Genomic DNA, 9,223 nt, shown 5'->3' on the forward strand with positions numbered 1-9,223 from the left:
CAGGAAAAAGGCCGCGGACGCGGCCAGGATCAGAAACCAGGGAAGGAATGAGGCGCGGGGCCGGATCATAGGTCGTGCAACTTTTTTTGGATGGACGCCGGGTCCTTGTGATTGTGCTTCAGGGCCTTGGAATATCCGTTCCGGGCGTCGCCCACGCGACCCAGGGCCCGGGCGATGTCTCCATAGTGGTTCCACAGTTCGGGATCGCCGGGAACGGCGGTCACGGCGCGGCGGATCTCGGTCCAGGCCTCGTTCAGACGGCCCATGCGGAAGTAGACCCAGGCCAGGGAGTCGATCATGAAGCCGTTGGCCGGATCCTGCCGCAACGCGCTGTTGACCAGGACCAGGGCCCGGTCCAGCTCCCGCCCCTCGTCGGCCAGGGTGTAGCCCACGTAGTTCAGGGCCTCGGCGTGTTCCGGATTCTTGACGATGACCAGCTCCATGGACTCCAGGGCCCCGGCCTCGTCGCCCATCTCCCGGCGCAGCAGACCGTAACGGTAGAGCAGATCCGTATCCCCGGGCAGCCGGGACACCCCCCGCTCCATGACCACGCGGGCCCCGTCCAGGTTCTTGCCTTCGGCCAGCAGCCCGGCCTGGAGGATGTAGAAGCGGGACTGGTCCGGATAGCGCTTCTCGCCGTCCTCGGCCGCGGCCAGGGCCTCGGCGTCGCGCTTCAGGGCCGCCAGGATCTGGATGCGGAACTGGAGGGCCTGGGCCGCGGCCGGGTCGCTCTCGGGCACGCGTTCCAGGAACTTCAGGGCCGCGCCCGGGTCGTTGCGGCCCTCGTAGGCGATCATGGCCTTGTACAGGTAGTATTCGGCGGTCAGGGGCGCGCCCTCGGCCAGGAGGTCCAACACGGCCGAGGCCTGGGCCGAGAAACCTTCGCGCAGGAAGGTCTCGGCGGCCTCCAGCAGGAAGAGCTTCTCGCGCGAGCCTTCCCGGACCAGGGCCACGGCCCGCTCCGGGTTGTTCAGCTTGAGCAGCAGACTGACCAGGCGCAGGCGGACCTCGTCGCGGGTCTCGTCGGCCTTGAGCAGACTGGTGTAGGCCTTCACGGCCGCCGGGTAGTCCTTGAGCATCTCGTGCTGGTAGGCCAGCAGCGAGAGGGCGTCGAAGTCCTCGGGATTCTTCTCCAGGAGGCGGCGCAGGTCGGCCAGGGCCTGACGGTGACGCCCCAGGCCGGATTCGGCCTGGGCGGCCAGGAAGAGCAGTTCGGGCTCGGCGCGCTTGCCGAGCAGGGGCTTGAGCACGTCCAGGGCCCGGGCGTACTCCCGCAAGTCCACCAGAACCTGGGCGAATTGTTCCCGGGCCTGGTCGTCCTTGGGGAAGCGGGCCACGTAGGCGTCGAAGACGGCGGCCGCCTGATCCGGCTTGCCCTCCATGAGCCAGGCGTTGGCCAGGTAGAGATTGAGCGCACGATCGTCGGGGTAGCGGGACAGGCCTTCCTGGAGCGCCTGGCGGGCCAGACCCACCTGCTCGTTGTTCCAATAGAGGTTGGCCTTGTCCAAATAGAGTTCGGCCGAAGGCCGCTCCGCCAGAACCCGGTCCAGGGCCTCGGCCGCGATCTTCTGGTACCCCAGGGCCTGGGCCAGGGTCTCCTGGTTCATGGGCTGGGTCCGGGTCAGACGCTGGAGGCGCAGAATCTGGTCCTGGTAGACGAGATAATAATATTGCACCCGGGCCTCGGGGGAGAGGCCGGGCCCGACGGCCTGCCGGGCCGGACCGGCCTGCCGGGCGGCGCATCCGCCGAGCAGCGCCAGGGCCAGCGCGACCCACAAGACCGCATAACGGGACGAACGCAGCATCCTCACTCCCTGACCTCGCGGCCCGAAAGCCGTCGGCCCGTTCCGGAGAGGTCCTTGAGCCGCTGTTGCAGTTCGCGGCCGAGGGCCAGCCCCTGTTCGATCATCTGGGGTCCGTACTTGCGGCCCGTGCGGGTGCGGAAGGTTCCGCCCACGGCCTCCACCCGGGCCAGGCCCTCGGGGAAGCGGTCGGCGATCTCCTTCAGGGACCACTCCGCGTAGTCGCATATCTCCCAGAGCGTGGTCACGAAATTGTCCGGCCCCCAGCGGAACTTGTCCGCGTCGTAGAGCGCCCCGGCCAGCAGCCGAGCCTTGGGATCCTCGGGCAGTTCCTGGCCGGGCCGGAAGGCCTCGTGAACTTCGATGGCCTGGGCCACGAGATCACGATCGTGATCCGAAATGGGGTAGTCCTTGAGGACCATGCGGGACACCTCGGCGCCCTTTTCCGCATGGTGCGGCTCCAGGCGGCAGGTGTCATGCAGCAACCCGGCGAACTGGGCCAGGAGCCCGATGTGGCGGCAGTCGTCCGGGGACAGGGCCGTGCACTCCACCAGGACGATGGCGCAGGCCTCCTGGGCGACCTTCTTGGAGTGCTCCACCCCGTGTCCGAAGTCGTCGTAGAGGAAGGGCAGACAATCCTCCTGGAGGCGCAGGATCAGGGGATGGTCGAAGAACATGTCCCAGGAGAACTTCAGCTCCACGGCACAATCCAGGTAGAAGGCCGGAATGGTCTGCAGCGAAGCCATCCGGCGGGCCTGTCTCCGAAGTTCCTTGAGGGACTCAACCACGGTCACGTATCCAGTCCTTGGAAAAGCCTTCGACCTTGTTTTCCAGATGTTCCCGGAGCTTTTCCAGGAGCCGGGCCTCGATCTGGCGGACGCGCTCGCGAGTGACGCCGAACCGCTGCCCGATCTCGCGCAGGGTCACGGGCTCGTCCGAGAGCAGCCGTTCGTTGAGAATGATCCGCTCCTTGTCCGAGAGCTTGGGTTCGATGGTCCGCAGGTTCTTCAGCAGGAGACGGGAAATCTGTTCGTTGACCAGCGTTTCCTCCACTCCCGGAGTGAGCGAGGGCAGCAGGTCCATGCGCGTGGTGTCCGAGTCCTCGCCCAGGGGCAGGTCCAGGGACATGTCGTTGCGCGAGAGGCGCTGATCCATCTCGTCGATCTCGGTCTCGCTCACCCCCAGGCTTTCGGAGAGGGCCTGGGTGGTGGGGTCGAAACCCATGGACTGGAGGCGCTGGCGCTCCTTGTTCAGATTGTAGAATAGCTTGCGCTGGGCCTGGGTGGTCCCGATCTTGACCATGCGCCAGTTGTCCATGATGTACTTCAGGATGTAGGCCTTGATCCAGAACGCGGCGTAATAGCTGAACTTGATGCCCTTGTCCGGGTCGAACTTGCGCACCGCCTTCATCAGCCCCACGTTGCCCTCCTGGATCAGGTCGAGCACGTTCTGCATCCAGCGGCGCTGGAAGTCCATGGCGATCTTGACCACCAGACGCAGGTGCGAGGAGACCAGCCGGAAGGCCGCGTCCTGGTCGTTCTTCTCGCGCACCCGGCGGGCCAGTTCGAACTCCTCTTCCGGGGCCAGCAGGGGGAAACGGGAAATTTCCCGCAGGTAGAGATGCAGAGGGTCGCGCGCCACCACCTCGCCCCGGCCGGTGGGCGCGGGCAGGGTGAAGGGCTCGGGCGCAACCTCGGCGTCAGCCTCCTCGCCCGCCAGTTCCTCGTCCAGGAGTTCCTCCTCCTGGGGCTCGGACTCCGGCGCTTCGGGCTCGAGGTACTCGGGTTCCGCCGTCGCGGCGCGGTTCACGGGCTTCATGACTTCAGGCAAATCATCCGGCGGGGGGGCCGCACGCGGCCGCCTTGGGTCAGAGGTTCAAGAAAGAAAGTCATAGTACAGCTTATCGTTGTCCTTTTCAATGGTTTTCGGTACACGGGCATTGCCCGGTGAGGCCAGCATAGCATCTCCGGGCAATGCTTCAACCCTTGGGAGGCTTTTCCCAAGCAGGCCACGAAAGGAGCCCGGCGTGCCCGATTTTCGCGGCGCCCTGAGGGGCGCGGATTTCCTTCTTTTCGACGGAGGCTACGGCACTCTCCTGCAATCCCGGGGGCTGCCGCCCGGACTGTCGCCCGAACTCTGGGGCCTGAAGGCCCCGGAAGTGGTCGCCGGGGTCCACCGCGAGTACGTCGCGGCCGGGGCCCGGGTGCTGACCACGAACACCTTCGGCGGCAGCCGCTTCAAGCTGGCCGGGGCCGCCGACGTCCGCTCCCTGAACCGCGAGATGGCCGCCCTGGCGCGCTCCGTGGCCGGGGACTCGGTCTTCGTGGCCGGTTCCGTTGGCCCCACCGGGCACTTCATCGAGCCCCTGGGCGAAGTCACCTTCCGCGAGATGGTGGCCGCCTTCCGGGAGCAGATCCAGGGTCTGGCCGAGGGCGGCGCGGACCTCATCCTGGGCGAGACCCACTTCGACCTGGCCGAGGCCCGGGCGCTCATCATCGCGGCCCGCGAGGCCTGCTCCCTGCCCGTGGCCCTGACCATGACCTTCGAGGGTCTGGCCACGCTCACCGGCTCCGATCCGCTGCTCTGCGTGGACGCGCTCCAGAACATGGGCGTGGACCTGCTCGGCACCAACTGTTCCGCCGGGCCGGAGCAGATGGTCGACACCGTGCGGACCATGCTCCCCAGACTCTCCGTGCCTCTGCTCGTCCAGCCCAACGCGGGCCTGCCCGAGCTGGACGACGACGGCAAGACCGTCTTCCGCCTGGCCCCGGAGGCCTTCGCCGAACAGGCCGCGCGCTTCGCGGATCTGGGGGCCAAGGCCGTGGGCGGCTGCTGCGGCACCACCCCGGAGCACATCCGGGCCCTGGGCGGCCGCCTCTCCGGGCGCTCCTGGTCCCGGCCCAAGCCCACGGACGACGCCTGGACCGTGGTCACCTCCCGGGCCCGTTCCGTGGCCCTGGGCGGAAGCCATCCCTGCGCGGTCATCGGCGAACGCATCAACCCCACGGGCAAGAAGGTTCTCACCGCCGAACTCCAGGCCGGACGCCTGGACGAGGCCCTGCGTCTGGCCACGGAGCAGGTCGAGGCCGGGGCCCCGATCCTGGACGTGAACGTGGGCGCGCCCCTGGTGCGCGAGGCCGAGCTGCTGCCCACTCTGGTGCGGACCCTGGCCGCGCGCCTGCCCCTGCCCCTCTCCCTGGACTCCTCCGATCCGGCGGCCGTGGAGGAGGCCCTCTGGGCCTACCCGGGATCGCCCCTGGTCAACTCCGTGAGCGGCGAACCGGGCCGCATGGAAACCCTGGGCCCGCTCTGCGCCAAGTTCGGCGCGCCGTTCATCCTCCTGCCCCTGGAGGGCAAGAAGCTGCCGGTCACGGCCGCCGAGCGCATCGCGGTCATCGAGAAGCTCCTGGCCCAGGCCCTGTCCCTGGGCATCCCCAAGCGCCTCGTGGTGGTGGACGCCCTGGCTCTGACCGTGTCCTCCAAGCCCGAGGCCGCGAAGCACTGCCTGGCGGTGATCCGGCACTGCTCCGAGGTTCTCGGCCTGCCAACGACCCTGGGGCTCTCGAACATCTCCTTCGGCCTGCCCGCGCGCGAACTGCTCAACTCCACCTTCCTGGCCATGGCGGCGGCCGCCGGGCTCTCCTCCTGCATCGCCAATCCCTCCTCGGCGCGGCTGCGCGAGAGCCTGGGCGCGGCCGAGGTGCTGCTCGACCGCGACCCCCAGGCCGGACGCTACATCCGCGACTTCTCCGGCTGGACCCCGGCGGCCCCCCAGACCGTTCCGACGGGCGGCGCGGCGACTCCCCAGGCCGCACCGGACACCGCTCCCGGCGACCCGCTCACGACCCTGCGCCGGGCCGTGATCTCGGGCGGCAAGGACGCCATCGTCTCCCTCTGCCAAAAGGCCCTGGACGCCGGGCATCCGGCCTTCGCCGTGGTCAACGAGGCCCTCATCCCGGGGATCATGGAGGTGGGCGAGAAGTACGAGCGCAAGGAGTACTTCCTGCCCCAGCTCCTGCTCTCGGCCGAGACCATGCAGACGGCCTTCGCCCATCTCCGGCCCCTGCTGGAGGAGGACGGCGGCCCCAAGGGTCCGGTGGTGATCATGGCCACGGTGGAGGGCGACATCCACGACATCGGCAAGAACATCGTCTGCCTCATGCTCAAGAATCACGGCTTCGTGGTCCACGACCTGGGCAAGGACGTGCCCGCCGAGCGCATCGTGGACGAGGCCCAGGCCAGCGGGGCCAAGGTCATCGGCCTCTCGGCCCTGATGACCACGACCATGGTGCGCATGGAGGACACGATCCGGCTCCTGGCCGAGCGCGGCCTGGAAATCCCGGTGATGATCGGCGGAGCCGTGGTCACCGAGCACTTCGCCCAGGCCATCGGCGCGGCCGGCCACTCCACGGACGCGGTCTCCGCCGTGCGCCTGGCCAAGCGGCTGGCCGGGACGCTGCAATAGCCCGCGCTTCCCCTTGGCCGGGGAATCTGCTACAGGGGGACCAGTCATGAACCAAGGACATGCCATGAATTCCCGACTCTTCCTCGCGCGCCTGCTGGCGGCGGCCCTGCTGGCGGTGGCCCTGTTCAGCACCACGGCCTGCGGCGGCTCCGAACCGCCCAGGAAGACGTCCGGTGGAGACTGGCCCGCCGTGGACGCGGCCGGGGTCAAAGCCCTGGTGGCGGAGAGCAAGGGCGCGCCGCTCCTGCTCTGCTTCTGGACCACCTGGTGCCCGTCCTGCCGCCAGGAGATGGGTGAGCTGGCCAAGATCCGCTCGGCCTACAAGCCCGAACAACTGCGGGTGGTGGCCGTGTCCCTGGACGAAAGCGTGGACGCCCTGAAGGAATTCTTCAAGGACAAGCCGCCGGTGGAGGTGCTGCACGCCGGGCCGGCCGTGGGCCAGGCCTACGGCATCGAGTCCATCCCGCACCTCATGATCTACGACCGCGACGGCAAACAGGTCTTCAACCGCCCCGGCGCCTATCCCTTCGCCATGCTCGACGGCCTGATCAAGGGGCACGTCAAGGAATGACCCAGCCGCTGCTGCGCAAGGCCCGCATCGGGGACGCCAAGGCCATCCACGGGCTGCTCCTGAACCCCGGCGAGGGAGACGGCATGGTTCTTCCGCGCTCCTTCAACCAGATATATTCGCATCTGCGCGACTTCTTCGTGGTCGCGGACCGCGACACCGGGGCCGTGCTCGGCTGCTGCGCCCTGTCCATCTGCTGGGACAACCTGGCCGAAATCCGTTCGCTCATGGTCCGCAACGAGGCGCGCGGCCGGGGCCTCGGGCGGCTGCTCGTCGACGCCTGCCTGTCCGAGGCCGTGACCCTGGGCATCTTCCGGGTCTTCGTCCTGACCAACCAGGAGGCCTTCTTCAAGAAGATGGGCTTCGAGGACACCGGCAAGGACACCCTGCCCCAGAAGGTCTGGGCCGACTGCGTGAACTGCACCAAATTTCCGGACTGCGACGAAGTCGCCATGATCATGGAGCTGTAACAGTGGCCCACCGTCTGAACGTCCTTGTCCCGGCGGAAGAGATCGCCGCCCGGGTGGCCGAGCTGGGCCGGGAGATTTCCGAGGCCTACCGCAACCGGCAACTGGTCTGCGTCTGCGTGCTCAAGGGGGCCTTCCTCTTTTTCGCCGACCTGCTGCGCCACGTGGACGTGGGGCCGGAGATCGACTTCGTGCGCCTGGCCAGTTACGGCGCGGGCACGGCCTCCAGCGGCACGCTCACCTTCAGCAAGGATCTGGAGGTGAACATCGAGGGCAAACACGTGCTCATCGTGGAGGACATCGTGGACTCGGGGCGCTCGGTGGAGTTCCTGGAGCATGTTTTCTCCAAGCGCAATCCGAGAAGTTTGAAAATTTGCGCGCTCGTTGATAAAAAGGAGCGCAGGGAAACGGACGTGCCGATCGCCTTCACCGGCTTCAACCTGACCGGCAAGGGTTTCCTGGTCGGCTTCGGCATGGACTACGCGGAACGCTACCGCGAGCTGGACGCCATTTATGAACTCATCCGCGAGGGATGAGCAGGAGCAAGGCTCATGATCATCACCTGCCCCAATTGCAAGACCAAGTACAACCTCCCGGACGCCAAGATCCCGGCCGGCGGGGCCAAGGTGAAGTGCTCCAAGTGCGCCCACGTCTTCCAGGCCAAGCCGCCCGAGCTTGAGCCCGAAGACCAGGCCCTGGATCTGCTCGAACGCCCCGAGGCCCAGGCCCCGGCCGGCTCATCACAGGCCTTCGAGGACGCCTTCGACGAAGCCGTGAGTGACGCCCGCAAGCCCGCCCCCAAGGCGGCAAAGCCCGCGCCCAAGCCCCGGCCCGAGCCCGAGCCCGAACCGGAGCCCGAGGAGGACGAGGCCGACACTCCCTACGGGGAGGAGGCCCCGGCCGAAGAAGAGACTCCCGCCGAGGACGAGGCCGCCGAGGAGGAACCCGTCGAGGCCGAAGCCCCGGCCGAGGAAGAGGAGGCCGCCGAACCCGAGGACGAGGGCCCCCACCTGGACGGCGACCTGACCCTGGACGGCGGCCCGGCGAAGAAGCCCGCCAAACGCAAGAAGCCCCTGCTCCTGGCGCTGCTTCTCTGCGTCCTGGCGCTGGTGCTGGTCTATGTGACCTATGTGCTCCAGCCCGTGCTGCCCTTCAAACTGCCCGCCCTGCCCTTCAACCTGCCCGGAGTGAAGGCCCCGGCCTCGGAGCAGGACGCCGAATCCCCGGCCTCCCGGGTCAAGAAGATCGCCCTGCGCAACATGCGCCAGTACGTGGTGGTCAACGAGAAGACCGGGCCCGTGTTCGTCATCGAGGGCAAGGCCGTGAACACCTTCGACTCCCCCAAGGAGCACATCCGCGTGGAGGCGGCCCTCTACGACGCGAACGGCAACGTCCTGGGCAGCAAGCAGATGCTCTGCGGCAACACGCTCTCGCAGCTCCAGCTCCAGGTTCAGACCGAGGAGGAGATCAACACCGGCCTGACCTCCGAGGTGGGCGTGCTCTCCAACAACACCTTCCTCAAGCCGGGCATGGACACGCCGTTCATGATCGTGTTCTTCAACCCGCCCAAGAACATCAAGGAGTTCGGGGTCAAGGTCATCGACGCCCGCGACCCGGCCCAATAGGCATTCCGTCCGATGAAAAGAAGAGCCGGCCCGCCGGAAGTTCCGGCGGCCCGCCTGTTTTTTTTCATCGGAGCCTTCAGGTTCAGCGCACGCCGAGCTTGGCGAACGTGTCCCGGATGCTCTCCTTGTCCAGAAAGCCGACGTGGCGGCCCACCTCCCGCCCCCCGGCGTCGTAGAATATCTGGGTGGGAATGCCCTGGACGCCAAAGCGAGCGCCCTGTTCAGGGTGTTTCCAGACGTCAATGAACAGCACGGCGGCCCGGCCCTCATACTCCACCCTCAGCTCCTCGATGATC

At 67.5% G+C, this 9,223-nt stretch carries 9 protein-coding genes; 5 read left to right on the forward strand and 4 right to left on the reverse strand.

The features are described 5' to 3' along the window. Positions 1-65: 65 nt before the first annotated feature. Genes H587_RS0114345 through H587_RS0114355 form a run of 3 tightly spaced genes read right to left on the reverse strand, consistent with a single transcriptional unit; the run spans position 66 to position 3,620 of the window. Positions 66-1,805 carry a tetratricopeptide repeat protein gene (locus H587_RS0114345; RefSeq protein ID WP_027176834.1) on the reverse strand — a complete coding sequence of 580 codons (1,740 nt, stop codon included), beginning with the start codon at positions 1,803-1,805 and terminating at the stop codon, positions 66-68. A gap of 2 nt (positions 1,806-1,807) precedes the next feature. Beyond that, a complete protein-coding gene (locus H587_RS0114350; protein WP_051202937.1) occupies positions 1,808-2,548 on the reverse strand; it encodes an HD domain-containing protein in 741 nt (246 codons plus the stop codon). A gap of 34 nt (positions 2,549-2,582) precedes the next feature. Further along, positions 2,583-3,620: a sigma-70 family RNA polymerase sigma factor gene (locus H587_RS0114355; RefSeq protein WP_027176836.1), complete on the reverse strand. Its 1,038-nt coding sequence runs from the start codon at positions 3,618-3,620 to the stop codon at positions 2,583-2,585. Between the two features lie 208 nt (positions 3,621-3,828). Here H587_RS0114355 and H587_RS0114360 point away from each other — a divergent pair, with 208 nt between their 5' ends. From H587_RS0114360 to H587_RS0114380, 5 genes are all read left to right on the forward strand, one after another. Beyond that, complete coding sequence (locus H587_RS0114360) at positions 3,829-6,267, forward strand: homocysteine S-methyltransferase family protein (RefSeq protein WP_027176837.1); 2,439 nt, start codon at positions 3,829-3,831, stop codon at positions 6,265-6,267. A 64-nt stretch (positions 6,268-6,331) separates the two neighbouring features. Beyond that, entirely contained in the window at positions 6,332-6,838 is a 507-nt protein-coding gene (locus tag H587_RS18910) for a TlpA family protein disulfide reductase (protein ID WP_051202925.1), read from the forward strand. After that, positions 6,835-7,305 (forward strand): N-acetyltransferase, encoded by a 471-nt coding sequence (locus H587_RS0114370; RefSeq protein WP_027176838.1) that lies wholly within the window; start codon positions 6,835-6,837, stop codon positions 7,303-7,305. The genes H587_RS18910 and H587_RS0114370 overlap by 4 nt, the downstream gene beginning before the upstream one ends. Before the next feature lie 2 nt (positions 7,306-7,307). Next, a complete protein-coding gene (hpt, locus tag H587_RS0114375) occupies positions 7,308-7,838 on the forward strand; it encodes a hypoxanthine phosphoribosyltransferase (protein WP_027176839.1) in 531 nt (176 codons plus the stop codon). Positions 7,839-7,853: 15 nt separating this feature from the next. Further along, entirely contained in the window at positions 7,854-8,927 is a 1,074-nt protein-coding gene (locus H587_RS0114380; protein ID WP_027176840.1) for a DUF3426 domain-containing protein, read from the forward strand. Between the two features lie 82 nt (positions 8,928-9,009). On the opposite strand, the gene H587_RS0114385 is transcribed toward H587_RS0114380, so the two are convergent. Then, the coding region (locus H587_RS0114385; protein WP_027176841.1) for a thioredoxin family protein at positions 9,010-9,223 on the reverse strand (214 nt) is incomplete at its 5' end.

The sequence above is a fragment of the Desulfovibrio aminophilus DSM 12254 genome, from assembly GCF_000422565.1.
Lineage (GTDB): Bacteria > Desulfobacterota > Desulfovibrionia > Desulfovibrionales > Desulfovibrionaceae > Aminidesulfovibrio > Aminidesulfovibrio aminophilus.

Excerpts from the sequence above, each read along its gene's own strand:
- H587_RS0114345 (WP_027176834.1), bottom strand. The coding sequence starts at position 1,805 with ATGCTGCGTTCGTCCCGTTATGCGGTCTTGTGGGTCGCGCTGGCCCTG.
- H587_RS0114350 (WP_051202937.1), bottom strand. The coding sequence starts at position 2,548 with ATGGCTTCGCTGCAGACCATTCCGGCCTTCTACCTGGATTGTGCCGTG.
- H587_RS0114355 (WP_027176836.1), bottom strand. The coding sequence starts at position 3,620 with ATGAAGCCCGTGAACCGCGCCGCGACGGCGGAACCCGAGTACCTCGAG.
- H587_RS18910 (WP_051202925.1), top strand. The coding sequence starts at position 6,332 with ATGAATTCCCGACTCTTCCTCGCGCGCCTGCTGGCGGCGGCCCTGCTG.
- H587_RS0114370 (WP_027176838.1), top strand. The coding sequence starts at position 6,835 with ATGACCCAGCCGCTGCTGCGCAAGGCCCGCATCGGGGACGCCAAGGCC.
- H587_RS0114380 (WP_027176840.1), top strand. The coding sequence starts at position 7,854 with ATGATCATCACCTGCCCCAATTGCAAGACCAAGTACAACCTCCCGGAC.